This window comes from Bartonella sp. AA2SXKL, from assembly GCF_042197205.1.
Lineage (GTDB): Bacteria > Pseudomonadota > Alphaproteobacteria > Rhizobiales > Rhizobiaceae > Bartonella.
The window spans coordinates 219,256-235,829 of sequence record NZ_JBHIRN010000003.1 but is presented as its reverse complement, the minus strand read 5'-3'; the positions used below and the strand labels follow the sequence as shown (position 1 = coordinate 235,829).

Here is a 16,574-nt window from a genome sequence, read left to right as displayed (position 1 = left end):
GAAGAGTTAAAATGAGATGTTTTATTCATAAATATCTTTATATAAGATCAAAATGAATTTAACGTAGACAATTCGCAGAAACTTCTTAGCTTTTAAAAATTAAAGTATCTCCGCAATGCCTTTAATAAAAGGTTGGTAACGCACTTGGAACAGTTCTAAACACTCAAATCGACTACCAATTTTTGTATAGCGCGTCACCGTTTGTACCCCTTCGTCAGGTCCTATCGCCTGAATGAGAATTCCATTTTCAGCTAAAAGTTCTAAAAATTCCTTTGGTTCATCAAAACGTGATGGCCAAATAAGAATGCGATCAAATGATCCTAAGCCTGTCACGCTATGACTTCCATCAATCTGCCGTATAACAATATTTTCAATTCCTAAAGTTTGAAATTTTTGGCGTGCTAAATCAACAAGCGTTTTATAACGATCAATCGTTGTCACACGGTCACTCAGACATGCCATAAGAGCAGTACAAAAACCAGATCCTGTACCAATTTCTAAGACACGATGCCTTTTTTTCAACGATAATGCCGAAAGAATTAAGAGTTGTTCTTCCAAACGTTCCATATATTCACCACACTCAAGGGGAATAACTTTATTATCATAAGCACTATTGAACCAAGGAGCAGCAACAAACTGTTGACGCGGAATTTTCTCTAATGCCGAAAAAAATCGCACGTCATCAATGCCTTTGCTACGCATTTTCAGTACAAGAGCGGCTAACTCCTCACGAAATTGTAAAATACCCTTTTGCCCCATAGTATCATTCAATCTCCAATGGAGGTGCACTTTTATCATACTGACAAACTGCTTCTTTTAAAATGGCAAAAACTTGCGTCTGTGTATCATCACCTCTTGGCAATAAACGCATATTGTCTCTCCTTTCGTAAAATTAAGCAGTAATACAGCGCATGCCTCCCATATAAGGTTGTAAAACATCTGGAATAATAATTGATCCATCAGCCTGTTGATAATTTTCAAGTACGGCAATAAGACAACGTCCAACAGCCGTACCAGAACCATTAAGGCTATGAACAAAATGCAATTTTTTATCGCCTTCTTTACGATAGCGCGCATTCATACGGCGACCTTGAAAATCTCCACAAACTGAACAGCTAGAAATTTCACGATAACATTCTTGACCAGGAAGCCAAACCTCGATGTCATAGGTTTTACGCGCTGCAAACCCCATATCACCCGTAGAAAGAACCACTGTGCGAAAAGGCAAACCAAGCCGCTTTAATATATCTTCTGCACATTCCGTCATACGTTCCAATTCAATTAAAGACTGCTCTTCACTGGTAATCGAGACCATTTCAACTTTCCAAAATTGATGCTGACGCAACATACCGCGCGTATCACGACCGGCTGCTCCCGCCTCTGAACGAAAACAGGGAGATAAAGAAGAAAATCGCAGTGGTAAATCTGATATTTCAAGAATTTCATCGTTGACCAAATTGGTTAATGGCACTTCTGCTGTGGAAATAAGCCATCGACCATCTGTTGTACGAAAAAGGTCTTCAGCAAATTTCGGTAATTGTGCTGCTCCGTAAACAATCTCATCACGAACAAGAAGAGGTATTGAGACTTCTGTGTAACCATTCTCATTGACATGCACATCAAGCATAAACTGGCCTAATGCTCGTTCTAGCCGTGCTAACGCCCCTGAAAGTACTGTAAAACGTGTTCCAGACAAACGACTAGCTCGTTCAAAATTCATCTGTTTGAGATCTTGACCAAGATCAAAATGTTCCTTTGGTGTAAAATTAAATGTTGGAGGTGTACCAAAATGTCGAATGACGACATTATCACTTTCATCTTTACCTTCTGGAACATCATCTAATGGAATATTGGGAAGTGCTGAAAGAATTTTCTCAAGACTCTCCGTCAGCTGTTTTTCTTCCACTGTTGCAGAGGAAAGAAAAGCTTTAATCTCTTCAACTTCAGCTTTAAGACGTTCAGCCATTTGCTGATCCGATACCGCTAAAGCCTGTCCTATTTCCTTTGAAACAGCATTGCGACGTTCCTGCGCCAATTGCACCTTAGCAATATGCGACCGACGTGCAAGATCAAGTTGTATTAACCTTTCAGCTTGTGGCTCAAGACCTCTACTTACGAGTGCTTTATCTAATTTCTCAGGATTGTCACGAATCCACTTAATATCAAGCATAAAAAGTCCTCATTTATATTGTTTTTATTCATTCCTTATCGCATAAGATTATACACTTTTCTTAAGCGGATTTTCTTCTCTTTTCTATACTGTAAGCAATTAAAATTGAAATCTCGTAAAGTGCTATTGTTGGTAAAGCCACTGCAAACATCGTAAAAAAATCCGACGGCGTTATGATTGCCGCAATGATAAAAGAGAGCAAAATAGCCCATTTTCGTTTAGACACCAAATCATGAGACGTTAAAAATCCAATTTTTGTTAAAAGACTGATGACAAGAGGTAATTGAAAAATCAAACCAAAAATTAGGATAAATGATGTCATAAAGCCCAAATAATCAGAAATACGCACTATAAACTCTATTTTTAAATGAACATCTGGAAGAAATTGTTGAGAAAGGCTAAACCATAGTATTATTGGCGCTAATAGACCATAAACAAACGCTCCCCCAATACAAAATAAAATAGGCCCCCCAATGAGAAATGGTAAAAAAGCCATCCGCTCATTTTTATAAAGCCCTGGTGCAATAAAACTATAAAACTGAAAAGCCGTATAGGGAAAAGATAAAATAATTCCCCCAAAAGCAGAAAGCTTCATCTTCGTTAAAAAAGTTTCCCATACTTGCGTTGATTGCAAACGAATACCCTCAGGGTTACCCCCTGCTATTTTCATTGCCCACTGATATGGCCATAGTAAAAAATTTAAGATATAATCTTTAACAAGAAAACACATCATAAAAGCGATCATAAATGCAACCAAGGCAGAAATAATTCGCTGACGAAGTTCAATTAAATGTTCTAAAAGTGGAGCCATATTAGCATCAACTTCATTTTTTTTTACATTCATGACATATCTTCTTTTTCTTTATCTTTAGGAGAAACAAAAATGTTTTCAGAATGATGAGAAGCTATAGAAACTGTCATATCTTTCTTGATTACCTTTTGATCACATTCCAAAATTTCTTTATCTTTTTTTGATTTATGATGTGTTTCCTTAACATCCCAATTATCGTGGATATCCTCTAATATATTTTGAGTGGGATCAAAAGTTTCTGCCAACTTCTTGCTTGAATCGCTAATATCCGAACATACTTTTTGCAAATCATCGCGCTCGATTTGTTTTATTACATCATCAAACTGATGACGAAGTTCATTTGCTGTTGAATACACATACGCTCTTATCTTTGCTACTGTCTTTAATATTTTAGGTAAATCTTTTGGTCCAACGACAATGATGAGAACAAGTAAGATTACGATAAACTCTGGTCCGTCAATCCCAAACATCTCTTAATTCGACTTTCTCATCAAAAAATATTGCACAATGATGATTGCGTTTTTGTTACTGTTTTTTAGCAACAGATGTTTTGCTTTTTTTAGAAACAGAAGAAACCTTTCTGCGTGCTGTTGCATGTTTTACCGATAACGGCTGAGATTGTTGAGATTCTACATCAATCATTTGGGAAGTAGGAGCCATTTCAACTTTATCCTCAATGCCGTCATCTTCTTCTTTCATATTTTTTTTGAAGGCTTTAATTCCTTTAGCAACATCGCCCATTAATTCAGAAATTTTACCGCGACCGAAAAGCACAAAGATAATCAATAAAATTATAATTAAATGCGTTGGTGAAAAAATATTACCCATTATTCTCTCTAACTTTATGCTTTTAAATTTGATTTCATTTATCCATGCTTCCCCTGAAGAATGTATCAAATATAATATCTTACTTATATATTTTCTTCTTAACTTAAAAGCAATTACACGCTTTTATTGCAAAAAGAACTTTTTATCCTCTCATCCTTTTTTAGCGTATTATAACACAAACCATTCAAAAATGATAAACCACTTCATACAAAGTTCAAAACACTTAAAAACTTTTCTAAAATAACTTCATCTGATCTCTTAGGTTACTCATCTTCCTGTAAATACTATAGCCAATGTCTTTCCTTTTAAACAATGTTGTACGTATCATTACAAACATTTCCGCCAAATTATCCTTTACTGATAAAAATCATAACATGCTGTAAAACATTTTACGTATTCAATTAAAAAAATCAGAAAGAAAAATCTCTAAAAAACTTTCTTAACACATCATCAGTCTCTTCAAAAACGATCATCTTACGCACAACATTTACTCTTTGCGTTGGGGTGGAAATTTTATCATCCATTATTCCATATACAATACGAAATATGAGCCATCATCGTATTCAATTAAATATCTGGCGTGTAAATAAAAACTATTAGCGGAAAGAGTAAAAATGCACTTTATGAACCAACTCAAGTGCCAAGAGGTATGGCAATACTGCTAAAAAATAAAAAAGGTACCAGCTTGTGCCTTTATTCAGTAAAATACCTCCATATAACCAGCTCTCTAAGCCACTGTATGCTCTAACTATTACAAGTCTCCGGATTCTGGGCATGCGTTCTCATAATATCATGTGTTTAACCTATCTCAGTATTGAAAACAGAATGGGCATGAATAGAAAATTACATTCAATCAAAAGCATGGTATCGAAGCATAATCCATATAAAAAGAATTTCTTATCCTAGCCTTTTTTATAAGATTACCTCATAAAGCCGCTCGATAATACAGTGTTAGAGATAGATAAACCTATTTACTTTAGTTTAAAATTCCTCATTTTGATTGAGATAGCTTGCAGAGCACATATCAATTTTCAAAAGTTTTATTTTAGCATCATACACAATAACCTAGCTATTTAGCGTGTATAATGTAAAGCTTTGGCTCCGCTTAAAGCAATGAAATTCATTCACACTTTTACAAAAATCTATCACTATAACACCAGCACTTTATTGCTCTATCCATAATTTTACGCTTGCTAAAAAACTTATAAATGTAACAATGTTTTTATCAAGCATTTGAAATTCTTTAATCTTTAAACAAGCAAATTGATGAATGAATTTGAAAGATACCCTTCAATTTTCAACAAACTTCACTAATATTCTCGTTAATTGAGTGTTTTTTATAGTCTTCCTAGAAGAGTCCGCGATCATAAAAAATTTCTCTTACAACATAAATATCTCTATTGAAATGTTTGATCTCTTCTTGTCTATCTTTCATATAAAAAATTTAAAATTTTAACGATTAATCTCATAATATAAAAATAGCCTTGTGAATAAATGCTCCAATGACATTAATATTTTTTCTGTAGTGTATAATTTGGGAGTGAGGGTATTGTTTGATTTCTACAAGAGTATTTTTATGGATATCAATTCTATTATTCTATGCTAATAATCCGGTACAGTTATACATATGATAGAGTTTACTCCATGAATTATCGGCATATTTATCATGCTGGCAATTTTGCTGATGTTTTTAAACACATTATTGTCACTCGCATTGTAGAATATCTCAAACGCAAAGAAAAAGCTTTTCGCGTTATAGATACGCATGCTGGAATCGGTATTTATGACCTTTCTTCTTTAGAAGCACATAAAACAGGAGAGTGTCGCGAAGGTGTCCAACGACTTTTTTCAACTCCTATCCCAGAAGATTTAAGAACACTCCTTTGTCCATGGTGTGATATCATTGATGCCCTCAATAAAGGGGAAAAAGAAATTGTATTTTATCCTGGATCTCCTGTTCTTATTCGTCAATTATTACGGAAACAAGATCGCCTCACCGCAATAGAATTGCACAATGAAGATTATCATATTTTAGCAAAAAACTTTGCAGGAGATTATCAAACAAAAGTTCTGCATTTAGATGGTTGGCTTTCCTTAAATGCTCATGTACCACCAAAAGAAAAACGTGGGTTTATCCTTGTTGACCCTCCCTTTGAAAAAACTGGAGAGTTTTCCCGCCTTATTGATGGATTAACGAAAGCCTATCGTCGCTTTTCTGGAGGAATCTACGCTTTATGGTATCCTGTTAAATATGACAAAGAAATTGAAAGTTTTCTTCACGCGCTTTATCAAACCGGAATTCCTAAGATTCTACAGCTTGAAATGCGTATCCGAAAAAGTTCAAGTCTACCGACAATGAATGGAAGTGGTATGATTATTATTAACCCTCCCTACCTTTTGGAAGAAGAAATGAAAAAACTCAGCCCCTTTCTTATCAACCGTCTGGGACAAGATGAAAATGCCCAAATAACGCATAAGTGGCTTCAAAAAGAACATCTGTTATGTTAGATCTTTCTCTGATATTTTTTCTAAATCAAATATCATGTTGTAAAATACAAAGGCATTAAATGATAAAGTTCTTTGATTCTTTGGATAATACCAACATATTATAATGGTAAGCTAATAACGATCAGCGTGAATTAATTTTTTTCCTTTTAGAAAGTCTATCCTCTTAATCATCATGGATTTCTTATTTCAATCATTTTAATGGATAAATTGGGCAAATTCATAAAGCTGTCTTAGAATAACAACTCTCATATTTTTTATGAAAGATCGGCTCTCTAAAATCATACTCTTATGTTATAAGATATTATTTATAGAAAAAAATTATAAAGACATAAATAATCATTATTTAATAAAAAAGAATATTTCATATATTAAACAAACAACATATTCGTAACAAACGGAATGGTCCTGAAAAATAATACAAATTGTCCGCAAAATGAACGGGAAAAACTTTCTTTTCTCTCTAATGTTACATGGCATAATGCCAATCAAAGCAATGAGAAAAATCAGTTCCAAGGTATCAAATTCATACAAGAGTTTGTTAGACACCTTCCGCATAAGCCAGGGGTTTACCGGATGATTGGTGAAAATGGTGATATTCTTTATGTTGGCAAAGCCCGTAATCTCAAAAAACGTGTTTCAAACTATACACGTGAACAAGGACACAATAATCGTATTACCCGCATGATTCGTGCAACATATCATATGGAATTTATCGTCACCCATACAGAAACAGAAGCACTCCTTTTAGAAGCCAATCTCATCAAAAGATTGCATCCACATTTTAATGTACTCCTGCGTGATGATAAAAGTTTCCCTTATATTATGATTACAGATGATCATCGAGTGCCTGCACTTTACAAACATCGTGGTGCTCGAACACGAAAAGCTCACTATTTTGGTCCTTTTGCTTCTGCTGGTGCAGTGACACAAACAGTTCATGTTTTACAACGCGCCTTTTTATTACGAACCTGTACTGATTCAGTTTTTGAAAACCGTACACGCCCCTGTTTGCTTTATCAAATTAAGCGATGTTCTGCACCTTGTACTCATGAAATTAGTGACAGTGATTATAAAGAACTGGTGAAAGGAGCAAAAGCGTTCCTTTCGGGAAAAGATCAATCTATTAAAAGCGATATGGTTCAAGCTATGCATAAAGCCGCAGAAAATCTTGATTTTGAACAAGCAGCTTCCTATCGTGACCGCTTATCAGCCCTTTCTCACATACAAAGCCATCAAGGTATTAATCCTCAAACGATAAAAGAAGCGGATGTATTTGCAATTGCGCAAAAAGAAGGAATGACCTGTATTCAAGTGTTCTTTTTTCGCATGGGGCAAAATTGGGGAAACCGTGCCTATTTTCCTAAAGCAGATCCCTCTTTTTCCCGCACTGAAATTTTAGCGAGTTTTCTTGCCCAATTTTACGATGATAAACCACTTCCCAAAAGCATCCTTTTATCTGAAGAAATTGAAGAAAAGGCACTTCTTACAGAAGCATTTAGTCTCAAAGCAAACCACAAAGTATCCCTCTCTTTACCCAAACAAGGTGAACGGAAAACTCTTGTTAATCGTGCCTATCTCAATGCTCATGAAGCACTTGAACATAAGCTTTCTGAAACAGCCACCCATACAAAATTGCTTCAAGGTCTTGCTAAAACATTCCAACTACCTTTTCCTCCACACCGGATAGAAGTCTATGACAATTCTCATATCATGGGAACAAATGCTGTAGGGGCTATGATTGTTGCTGGTCAAATGGGATTTATTAAAAATCAATATCGAAAATTCAACATTCGCTCAACAGATATCACGCCTGGCGATGATTTTGGCATGATGAAAGAAGTGATTAAACGAAGATTTTCACGCCTTATCAAAGAGCATGATCTGCCAAATAGAAGTCATAACATAAAAGATGATGATCTTTTTCCCATTTGGCCTGACCTTATCTTAATCGATGGTGGTGAAGGACAAATCAACAGCGTACATGCAATACTTGCTGAATTACAATTAAATGATCTCTTCACAGTTGTTGGAATCGCCAAAGGTGTTGACCGTCATGCGGGACGTGAACGATTTTTTATAAAAGGTATTCCCCCCTTTACACTTCCTCCACGTGATCCTATCCTCTATTTTTTGCAACGTCTGCGTGATGAAGCACACCGTTTTGCGATTGGAACTCATAGGATAAAACGAAAAAAAGCAACATTCAAAAACCCACTTGATGAAATCGAAAATATCGGTCCGACAAGAAAGCGTGCATTGCTTCATCATTTTGGAAGTGCCAAAGCTGTTGCTAGTGCCTCATTTGAAGATTTAAAAAAAGTTACGGGAATCTCTATGACAATTGCACAAAAAATTTATAACCATTTTCATGAAAAATAGGCTTGTTTCATTACCTTCGCCTTGTTACGTTTAGGAAATATATTCTCTTTCACAAGAATTAAAAATGGCTCCATGAAAAATCATACTTTTTCTTTTCCAAATATTTTAACTTATGCACGAATTGTTGCAGTCCCAATGGTTGTTGCATGCTTTTTTTTAGAAGGGCGACTACAATCAAGTGATATCACTCGCTGGATTGCTGTTTCCATTTTTATCGTTGCATCCATTACTGACTTTCTTGACGGTTACCTTGCTCGTATTTGGGAACAAACATCCAATATTGGTCGCATGTTAGATCCAATTGCCGATAAACTTCTCGTCTCTGCTTGTTTGCTCTTGCTTGCCGCAGACAGTACCATCGCTGGGTGGACTCTATGGGCAGCTATTATCATTCTTTGCAGAGAAATTCTTGTATCAGGATTACGTGAATATTTGGCGGAGTTAAAAGTTAGTGTTCCTGTCTCTCGTCTTGCAAAATGGAAAACTTTTGTACAGATGATCGCTATTGTATTTCTTTTAGCTGGACCAGCCGGTAATAAAATTTTCCCTTACACAGTAGAGTTTGGCATTACTATGCTGTGGATTTCTGCCCTCCTTACATTGTGGACAGGGTGGGATTATTTTCGTGCAGGTTTAAAACACGTTATCCTATGAATAGTATGGAATTTTATAATGATGATTTATCTTTTTGTACTTAAATAAGAGATGAGAATAGCATAAGATTGATTTATTTTAAATCTATTAATGATAGATCAATAAAATGCTTTTTTGCACATTACAAGTAAGGGTAGCGTGTAGATAAAAACTCTTCAGAAAAGAGTAAATAGCCTTTATATTTTCGTAAAAGCAGCTGCAATATTAAAAGCTAAAAAAAACGATTAATGCTCCATATGCTTTCAAAAAAATCTATAATCTCATAAGCAAAAAACCGAAATATAGTGTTTCGGATTTTTGCTTCTTATATACGCTTTATTATTATAAACGCTTTATTAACCAACAATTTCTACCTCAGGAAACCAAAAGGCGATTTCTGTTTTTGCCGTTTCAGCACTATCGGATCCATGGACAGAATTTTCACCAATCGATAAAGCATGAACCTTACGAATTGTCCCTTCTTCTGCATCACTAGGATTCGTAGCCCCCATTACTTCACGGTTTTTAGCTATTGCATTTTCACCTTCCAAAACTTGTACAACGGTTGGACCAGAAGACATGAATTCAACCAATTCACTAAAAAAAGGACGTTCTTTATGAACAGCATAAAATTTTTCAGCCTCACGTTTGCTCATCCAGACACGTTTAGACGCAATAACACGTAGCTCCGCATCCTCAAGCATTTTAGTAATTGCGCCAGTCAAATTACGACGGGTTGCGTCTGGTTTAATCATCGAAAAAGTACGCTCTAAAGCCATTTAACCACCTTTATTTCATTTATAATATTCTCTAGCCATTTCTATAGCGAGCAAGGAGCCCTTTGCCAAGTGACTCTGCAAAAATCTACACAAATTCTCAAAAACATAGAATAAATTATAAAGAAAACTTTAATAAAAATACCTGCAATTGCTCATCCCATCATAAAGATACGCTACAGAATCTCAATAAATATTGAATCTTCTTTCATAATCTTAAATGCTTCCTATCAAAATTATCATTGAAATCAATCAAAAAATAACCATGTCGTTAGAAACTATAGCGTACACCTAAAATACCCTGAAAGGACTGTTTTGTTTTACGCCCTTTAATATAATGGGCCTCACCATATAACTTTAACTTCTCACTCACTAAACTGCTTAAACCTATTCCTAATTTACCTGCATTCCCTGATAAGTCCGTGGTAAATGAATGCCGTTGATTAATTAACGTTTGATTGTCATCTTTATTCTCACGCAACCATGCTGCTGTAATATACGCAAGCGATGAGGAATCCATGTGAAAACCAAATTCATATCCTAAAGATAAGCCAACCTCACTGCGTAATGAAGTAAATGGACGCATGTCACCTGTCATGCCATTCGATAATTTGATTTCTTTACCCTCAATACGCAACCATGTAAATTGTCCATAAGGCTGCAACCAACTGTTCTTTGACGTCTTAAGTCGATAACCAGCTTCAAAGGAAGTTCCCAATGCCCTTTGAGTATATGTTCCTTCAATCTCTAAACCATTCGTTGATACGGCTTTTAGAGTATTTTGATAATGATTGTATTTTAAAATACCATCGAGATACCATCCACTATGATCAAAATAAGTGACATAAGCGCCAATACCATAAGTATTGATTCCACTGTTACCCCCCCGTGCATGCGCAACACGGGCACGATCATAACTGCCAAAACCACCTATATAAAACTCTCCATTTTCCCACTCGCCTAAACCATTGATCCCCAAAACGATACCGGTCTGATCCAGTTTAAAATCTATATGCTCTGTCGCAATGCTCTCTTTAGATTTAATCGCATAAGTCCATAAAGCTGCATTCTTTTTACTTTTATCTAGAACTCCTCTTCCCGCACGTACGGTTTGCATTTCATTGTGAAAAACCATCACTGGAGCCACAGACATAGACAATACCGCATCTGTAGAGGGAGTGGTCAAAAAGTGAGAAACTGAAAGTTTCTCACTCAATTGTGGAAAAGGTTGTTCTTTATGAACTGGACGCAAAGTCATTTGATCGGCTAAAGATTGAGAAGAGGTTGAAACAGCAGTTTGTTGTTTTTCATCAGAAAAAGGATGAAGACCTGATAGAGGAAACGCTACAAGAGTCTGATTTTCTTGAGAGGGAGATACAGAAACACTAGAGACATTCTGTGCCCCTCTTAAATGACGTGGAGGTCGTGGTTTAGATGGCTGTTTTTTAGTAAGTGGACGAGGACCGGTATTTTTTCCTTCAGAAGAAGCCCCTTGATCAGACTGTATACCCGTATCAGCAGACAATGCAAGAGGAATCTTCGCTTTCTTATTCACACACTCTACTTCAGAATTAGAACCTTCCGTATCTCCAGAAGCTCTACTTAAATACCAAATTGTAGCACTACCACTAGAATCAGCACATCTTCCTCTCTTCACTAAGCGATACTGATAGGTTCCACCATCAACAGCTGTAATGTCCTTGCCCAAAAGATCTGCCAGAGTAAAATTAGCTCCGCCATTGTGGCTTCTATCGGTAATTAACGGAAGCTCAGTAACCAAACTATTCCTTTGTGAGAGAGGACCTGTAATTTCACGTCCAGAATCTGCAATATTTATTTTGTGATTCCCTGAGCCCTCACCAATCAACAAATAATCACTCGCATCCCACGTAGCGCTAATATTGAATCGAAAATGTAAATCCCCTGAAAGTCTCTCAACATAAAGTGAAATATGACGTGGATCATACGGAATAGAAGAAAAAATAACAGTCCCACCCTGCCCCCCTAAATCTTTAATTTTAATCTGTGGTTTTTCTCCTATCTTCCGTTCACCAACCTCAAATATTATCTCATCCACGCTCTCTTCTATAGGAATTTTTTTCTTAGTTATATGATTTGTCCTATCGCCAGCGAATAAATAAAGTTCTCCGCCACCATTGATCCTTACTTCTCCAACGACTTCTTGTACACCAACATGGAACCACGATTTAGCAAAATCGGTAATTGTTAAAGTATCTACAAATCCCATAGGATATACAACTTGAATAGCTTGATCCTTCAAAGTAGTTTTCACAGACTCCCCTAGTGCTAAGACATGCTGTCTCCCATTCCCAGAAACTTCTGTAAACATTGCTCTCCCCCCTTCCTTTCTTTGCCCCGCATAAATATTTTGTTCTCCATCATTTCCCACTTTCGCATACCAAGCACCTCCCCCATCATACACATTCTGCTGCCCTATTGCTCCATCTACACCAGTAACTGTGGAATTATATGCACTACTCCGTCTCAACACGCGTGTAAGATCAATATTGGGCTCTTCATGAATAAACTGCTTACCACCTCTAACTTCAGCATTAATTGCAGTTCCTCCGCGTACAACTATCTGCATCCCACCTTTTTTAATATTAGATCCTACGGAGGATTTTCCATTATCAACAAGCTCTACATCACCATCTTTGAGAATAGTATTATTGCGAAAAAAATTAGACATCAGTGCTATTTTTTTTTCTTCCTCTTCTCTATTTACCACATGTGTTGCTCTTGTTAGCACTCTATTCCTACTCTCAACTGCACTTGCAGATTGCACAAGACAACTACTGATCATCAATACTGAAAAACTTAATTTGTATCTATACCGCATTATCCACACTCCACTCTCAATTATTTAGAAAAATACCCCGCGGCTACATAGGTAGCTCGTTTTAGATTGTATCATAATGTGTTTTATTTATGTCTAAATACAATTTTTTAGTGTATTTTTTTAATTTAAGCAACTTTAAGTTGTTTATCTATGAGCCACTAAAAAACTCTAACTTAAGGCAGAAAAATTGAATAAAATTCAAAATGTTCACTTAAATTCAAGGAATAATTTGCATATCTGGAATTATAGATGAAAAAAATGCTCGTGCCCTTTAATGGGGCCCCTCTTCACGTAAAACAAAACGCCATTGGGTTGTACATTCACACACTTGTTTTAAAGAGATATCTCTCAACGCACCCAAGCCCATTTCGCGACGTCATCCATGAATGGTATACCGGTAAAGCCATTGAACCCCCATACGCTTATGGCGTAAGCAAACCGGTACCATCACACACTTTTCCAGCCCTAAAATGTTGCAACGCGACACCCTTTGGTACTTGAGGCAGTTTAATAAGAGGTATTTTTAGTTCTTTCTTGTACAATTTTTATCCACGCAGGCTTGCCTGCTTGTGACGTGCAAGAAAATGGTTTTGATTGATTCAACATAAACAGATTTGGAATGAGAGAATCCTATGATTTTCGCGACTCTCATTCAACATGCATAAAAATGAATTATTATTATAAATTCAGTATGTTGCCTTTAAAAGAGAGAGTATAAAGACATTTCTACTATTTGAGAAAGTCCTTAAACTCTCGAGAAGACATAGCCGAACGTTATCTGTTTAAGTTTGCAAAACAATTACATTTGTAAAGTTAATCAGCCATGCACACATATTTAGAAACTATAGCGTAATCCTAAAATACCTTGAAGAGCATTCTTAATCTTATGTCCTTTTAGATAATGTGCTTCCGCATAAAGTGTTAGTTTATCATTGACCGAACCGTTTAAACCAATTCCCAATTTACCCGCACTGCCTGATAAATCTGTAATAAATTTATACTGGTTATTAATTGTCGTATAATTATTATTTATATTCTCACGCAACCAAGCTGCCATAATGTAAGCTGTTAATGAAGTTTCTGAACTCACAAAAAATTCATGTCCTGCAGTCAATCCAACTTCACTGCGGAATGAAGTTAACGGGCTTAGATCACCTATCATTCCATTGGAAAGTTTTATTCTTTTACCTTCAACCTGCAAACCTGTTAGCTTGATATAAGGCTGCATCCAAGTATTCTGTGCCGGTTCAAAATAACAGCCAATCTCAAATGATCCACCTATCGCCCACTGATTGTAATGACTTTGAATGGCTAAACCATTCGTTGAGATGGCTTTCAAATCATCCTGGTAATAATTATATTTCAAAACACCATCCATATACCATCCACGATGATCAAAATAAGTTGCGTAAGTTCCAATGCTATAAGAGCTCAGATCACTATCACCACCTCGTGCATGAGAAATACGTACTTGATCATAACTCCCGAAACCACCAACATACAACTCTCCATGCCTTAATTCACTCAACTGATCAGCACCAAAGACTAAACCTGTCTGCCCAAGCTTAAAGTGTGTATGGCCTGTCGCAACACGTTCTCTGCTCTTAATCCCATAAGTCCATAGTTCGATATCCTTCTTATTTCTGTCCCAAATTTTTCTACCATTCCGTATAATTTGCAACTCATTATTAAAAATAAGCCCAGGAACTACGGACAACGTTAACACTGCATCTGTAGAGGGGGTTGTTGATGTTTCTCCAGGAAAAAAAGGATTTGTCGGATCTGGTATAGAAGGTTCTGGTCCATTGAGGCGGTCTGCCGATAAAAACCAAACTTTTCCATTTTCATCCTTTCTTTCTTTCAAATCATACATATAAGTTCCACCATCAATGGCGTTAATTTTTTCACCCTTAAGATCTGTCAGCGTAAAATGCGCTCCACCACTTTGATCCGTAATTAAATCACGCTTATTTGAAAAAGGATCCGTGATTTCAACTCCAGAATCAGCAACACTTATTGTATGTTTCCCAGCGCCTTTCTCAACCAAGAGATAATCACCACGGTTATGGGCAATCGTAGTATTGAACGCGAAATGTAAATTTCCTGAAAGATTATTCACATGAAGCTGAGAATAATATGGATCAGAACCTGTAAACGAAAAAATAACACTCCCTTCACCACTTAATTTTTGTATCAAAGAACTTTTTCCATCAAACTCATCAGTAATAGAGTATAGTTTTGTATCTTTTCCATTTAAAATAATATCTTCTACTGTGGTGCGTTGTTGATCATTTCCAGCATAAAGATGGATCTGCCCAGAATGGTTTACCTGTGTCTTGCCTTCTAATGTTGCTCCAGCATACACCCATGATTTTGTTTGATCATTCATTGTTAGATTTTTTACAGATCCATCAGTATATATTTCCTGAATAGCACTCTCATTTAAAGTGACTCCAATAGCCTGACCGCCTTTTAAGATACGTTGTTTACCACCACCAAAAACTTCTGTGTCAAATGCAAAACCACCATTTTTTGCACTTTGAGACTTTTGTCCAACCTCTTGGACACCCCCTTGCATAACTTTTGTATTCCAAACTTTTCCGCCATCATATACTTTTTGTTGGCCTAGTGTTTCATCTTGACCATAAATGATAGTATGAGAAGCACTACTGCCTTTAATCTCTCCTCCAATATCCCCCTCGCCGAAAACAAGCTGCTCACCGCCATAAATTTTAGTCCCCTCTACTTTCCCTCCATTTCCAACACTTTGGTGCCCGCCTTCTTTAACAACAGCATTTTTCGAAAAACCTTGTTTTCCCTTTAAAGCCTGAACATTTTCAATTCCACCATGTTCAATTTTACTATTCTCACTGAGTCCTCCTGCATACACATAAAGCTCTGCACCATTCCTTACAGTGTTATTAATGGATCGCCCTGGACTATCAATCTCACCATCATTTGAAATGTATGCTTTACCTTCATTATCAAGGATATAATTTTCTAATATTGCCCCATCTTTAATGGAAATAAGTTCAGGCTTTTTAAGAAACGCAGTATTTTGTTCTTGTGCATTATATCCAGCATTGTCACGATGACTGCTGTCAAGCTCCTGTTGACTCGCAAACACTCTAGCACCCTTATCCATGATAAAATCGCTAGGCTTTTTCAAAAAGTCTAATTCATTGCGCGTTCTTATCATGACATCATGAGAGGCTCCAAGTATGCATCTGCCTGTTTTCATATCCTCATTGTATTGATCGTGAAATACCTTATCATTTTCATAACTTGAAGATTGACAAAAAAGTGCTGCTCTTCCCTCATTTGCAGCAGCAGCTTGCACAAAACAGCTGCTCAACATGAGTATCCAACAATGTCGTTTCCATTTATATTGTAGAGCCATATCCTCCCCCCTTCACGCCTGCATAGACACTGAACGTAATTAGCTCTACAAAACATATTTTCAACCTTAGATTGCAACAATCCTTCTTAAAAATCCTCCTTATTTCATAAAAAACCGTTCTTTACAGTTTTTTTAATACTTTTTTGATCAAGAATATAAGGGCGTTTTTATAGTGCTTCTTTAGCATTTCCTCAGAATTTTCTTATCAA

The 16,574-nt window shown here is 36.3% G+C and carries 11 protein-coding genes and 1 pseudogene; 3 read left to right on the top strand and 9 right to left on the bottom strand.

Annotation, left to right across the window (positions count from 1 at the left end):
* Window positions 1-99 precede the first annotated feature (99 nt).
* The 5 genes from ACFINS_RS03615 to tatA all read right to left on the bottom strand — a co-directional run bounded on the left by ACFINS_RS03615 (window position 100) and on the right by tatA (window position 3,809).
* The gene (locus tag ACFINS_RS03615; RefSeq protein ID WP_273791164.1) at window positions 100-759 is read right to left on the bottom strand and encodes a protein-L-isoaspartate(D-aspartate) O-methyltransferase; all 660 of its coding nucleotides are present in this window, start codon (window positions 757-759) and stop codon (window positions 100-102) included.
* A gap of 133 nt (window positions 760-892) precedes the next feature.
* Window positions 893-2,170 carry a serine--tRNA ligase gene (gene serS / locus ACFINS_RS03610; RefSeq protein ID WP_375649592.1) on the bottom strand — a complete coding sequence of 426 codons (1,278 nt, stop codon included), beginning with the start codon at window positions 2,168-2,170 and terminating at the stop codon, window positions 893-895.
* 61 nt (window positions 2,171-2,231) lie between these two features.
* A complete protein-coding gene (tatC, locus tag ACFINS_RS03605) occupies window positions 2,232-3,014 on the bottom strand; it encodes a twin-arginine translocase subunit TatC (protein WP_375611255.1) in 783 nt (260 codons plus the stop codon).
* Window positions 3,011-3,451 carry a twin-arginine translocase subunit TatB gene (locus ACFINS_RS03600; protein ID WP_375611254.1) on the bottom strand — a complete coding sequence of 147 codons (441 nt, stop codon included), beginning with the start codon at window positions 3,449-3,451 and terminating at the stop codon, window positions 3,011-3,013. The genes tatC and ACFINS_RS03600 overlap by 4 nt, the downstream gene beginning before the upstream one ends.
* 55 nt (window positions 3,452-3,506) lie before the next feature.
* Window positions 3,507-3,809, bottom strand: coding sequence for a twin-arginine translocase TatA/TatE family subunit (gene tatA, locus ACFINS_RS03595; protein ID WP_375611300.1), 303 nt, complete (start codon window positions 3,807-3,809; stop codon window positions 3,507-3,509).
* A 1,644-nt stretch (window positions 3,810-5,453) separates the two neighbouring features.
* Here tatA and ACFINS_RS03590 point away from each other — a divergent pair.
* The 3 genes from ACFINS_RS03590 (at window position 5,454) to pgsA (ending at window position 9,350) form a co-directional block, all read left to right on the top strand.
* Window positions 5,454-6,317 (top strand): 23S rRNA (adenine(2030)-N(6))-methyltransferase RlmJ, encoded by an 864-nt coding sequence (locus ACFINS_RS03590; protein ID WP_375700761.1) that lies wholly within the window; start codon window positions 5,454-5,456, stop codon window positions 6,315-6,317.
* A 399-nt stretch (window positions 6,318-6,716) separates the two neighbouring features.
* Window positions 6,717-8,696, top strand: a complete 1,980-nt coding sequence (gene uvrC, locus ACFINS_RS03585) for an excinuclease ABC subunit UvrC (RefSeq protein WP_375638105.1) — start codon at window positions 6,717-6,719, stop codon at window positions 8,694-8,696.
* Window positions 8,697-8,768: 72 nt separating this feature from the next.
* On the top strand, window positions 8,769-9,350 hold the full coding sequence (pgsA, locus tag ACFINS_RS03580; protein ID WP_273723320.1) for a CDP-diacylglycerol--glycerol-3-phosphate 3-phosphatidyltransferase: 582 nt from the start codon (window positions 8,769-8,771) through the stop codon (window positions 9,348-9,350).
* Window positions 9,351-9,685: 335 nt separating this feature from the next.
* Here pgsA and ndk read toward each other — a convergent pair whose 3' ends face one another.
* The 4 genes and pseudogenes from ndk to bafA (ACFINS_RS03560) form a co-directional block, all read right to left on the bottom strand.
* Complete coding sequence (gene ndk / locus ACFINS_RS03575) at window positions 9,686-10,108, bottom strand: nucleoside-diphosphate kinase (RefSeq protein ID WP_375612918.1); 423 nt, start codon at window positions 10,106-10,108, stop codon at window positions 9,686-9,688.
* A gap of 268 nt (window positions 10,109-10,376) precedes the next feature.
* The gene (gene bafA, locus ACFINS_RS03570) at window positions 10,377-12,965 is read right to left on the bottom strand and encodes a BafA family autotransporter (RefSeq protein ID WP_375705905.1); all 2,589 of its coding nucleotides are present in this window, start codon (window positions 12,963-12,965) and stop codon (window positions 10,377-10,379) included.
* 286 nt (window positions 12,966-13,251) lie between these two features.
* Window positions 13,252-13,477, bottom strand: a pseudogene (locus ACFINS_RS03565) (hypothetical protein); the annotation flags it as partial.
* 323 nt (window positions 13,478-13,800) lie between these two features.
* Window positions 13,801-16,365, bottom strand: coding sequence for a BafA family autotransporter (bafA, locus tag ACFINS_RS03560; RefSeq protein ID WP_375611249.1), 2,565 nt, complete (start codon window positions 16,363-16,365; stop codon window positions 13,801-13,803).
* Window positions 16,366-16,574: the final 209 nt, after the last annotated feature.

Excerpts from the sequence above, each read along its gene's own strand:
- ACFINS_RS03615 (WP_273791164.1), bottom strand. The coding sequence starts at position 759 with ATGGGGCAAAAGGGTATTTTACAATTTCGTGAGGAGTTAGCCGCTCTT.
- serS (WP_375649592.1), bottom strand. The coding sequence starts at position 2,170 with ATGCTTGATATTAAGTGGATTCGTGACAATCCTGAGAAATTAGATAAA.
- tatC (WP_375611255.1), bottom strand. The coding sequence starts at position 3,014 with ATGAATGTAAAAAAAAATGAAGTTGATGCTAATATGGCTCCACTTTTA.
- ACFINS_RS03600 (WP_375611254.1), bottom strand. The coding sequence starts at position 3,451 with ATGTTTGGGATTGACGGACCAGAGTTTATCGTAATCTTACTTGTTCTC.
- tatA (WP_375611300.1), bottom strand. The coding sequence starts at position 3,809 with ATGGGTAATATTTTTTCACCAACGCATTTAATTATAATTTTATTGATT.
- ACFINS_RS03590 (WP_375700761.1), top strand. The coding sequence starts at position 5,454 with ATGAATTATCGGCATATTTATCATGCTGGCAATTTTGCTGATGTTTTT.
- uvrC (WP_375638105.1), top strand. The coding sequence starts at position 6,717 with ATGGTCCTGAAAAATAATACAAATTGTCCGCAAAATGAACGGGAAAAA.
- pgsA (WP_273723320.1), top strand. The coding sequence starts at position 8,769 with ATGAAAAATCATACTTTTTCTTTTCCAAATATTTTAACTTATGCACGA.
- ndk (WP_375612918.1), bottom strand. The coding sequence starts at position 10,108 with ATGGCTTTAGAGCGTACTTTTTCGATGATTAAACCAGACGCAACCCGT.
- bafA (WP_375705905.1), bottom strand. The coding sequence starts at position 12,965 with ATGCGGTATAGATACAAATTAAGTTTTTCAGTATTGATGATCAGTAGT.
- bafA (WP_375611249.1), bottom strand. The coding sequence starts at position 16,365 with ATGGCTCTACAATATAAATGGAAACGACATTGTTGGATACTCATGTTG.